Genomic DNA, 1,073 nt, shown 5'->3' with positions numbered 1-1,073 from the left:
GCCTCTTCGTATGCCTTGCAGGCGTCGTCATAGGCCGCTTGCGCCTTTTCCAAATCGCTAAGGAGCGCATTTCGCTTGGCTATGTCCTCGTCGATGTGGGCTTTGGCTTCCTCCGCCGCACTTTCGAAATGCTCAACCTGTCCTTCCTGGATCTCGAGCCTACGCCGATAGCTGTCAAGGTCCGATTTGCAAGATTTTTCTTGCCTTTCTGCCGACATGATCTCCGAACGCAACTGTTGAGCAGCTGCGTAATCTCCGTTGTCGTATGCCTTTTTTAATTCTGCCTGAAGCTCGCTTACCCGGTTGTGGGCCTCGTCGTATTTGGCTTGGGCTGCATCGACGTTCGCTTGCATGGCGGGAAGGGGTACCCTCCATTTGGCGGCTTCCGCCACCACCATGTCGTAGAGTTCTTGAAATGCGGCAATGTCATCATCGATTTCCGCAAGTTTCTCGGGACTTGCGGCGTCTTTTGCGGCCTCGAGGTTTTTGAGCGCTTCCTGCATGGCTGCATACGCTTTATCTTTTTCGGTGGTCGCGGTTTCGCTCGAGTTCGCGGTCGCTGTCTGCAAGGCAGCTGCATCGATGGGGGAGCTGGTTTCTGCCGCGATCGCCGTTACGGGGGCGATTCCCGCGGCAAGTGCCAGGGAAAGGGCGATGCCCATGGTTGCTCGTCTTGCTCTTCTTGCGAGAATGTCGTTCATCTCGGCACCTCATTTCAAGGGTCGGCGGCTATTTTGAGTTCTTGAGGCGGCGTGTGGCTGTGGCGGTTATTCCGAGTCCTGCGACGGCGATTCCTGCTAGTGCGATTGCGCTCGGCGTTGTGTCGCCTGTGTTTGCGAGCTTGCCGGCGGTCGTATTCGCTTGCTTGCCGTTGCCCGTGTTCGCCTGCTTGGAGGAGCTCGGTGCGGTGTCTTTGCCGGTCGCGGTCGAGCTGGCGGGCTGTGTCGTCTCGGCCGGTTGCGTCGAGCCGGAGGGAGGCGTCGTCTCGGTGGGTTGCGTTATCTCGGGCGAGGTGGCCTTGTCTGCCGCGGCCTTTGCCTCTTCGTATGCCTTGCAGGCGTCGTCATAGGCCG

General features: G+C 58.7%; 2 protein-coding genes. Both read right to left on the bottom strand.

Features of this window, described 5'->3' with window-relative positions:
- Nucleotides 1-701: hypothetical protein (locus GPK42_RS05870; RefSeq protein ID WP_215694160.1), on the bottom strand; the 701-nt coding region annotated here is incomplete at its 3' end.
- 28 nt (nucleotides 702-729) lie between these two features.
- On the bottom strand, nucleotides 730-1,073 hold a 344-nt coding region (locus GPK42_RS05865), incomplete at its 5' end, for an LPXTG cell wall anchor domain-containing protein (protein ID WP_215694158.1).

Source organism: Collinsella aerofaciens (assembly GCF_018785265.1).
In the GTDB taxonomy this organism is placed as follows: Bacteria; Actinomycetota; Coriobacteriia; order Coriobacteriales; family Coriobacteriaceae; genus Collinsella; species Collinsella aerofaciens_AI.
Note: the sequence above shows the minus strand (reverse complement) of the source record. Positions and strands in the feature narration are given on the sequence as shown.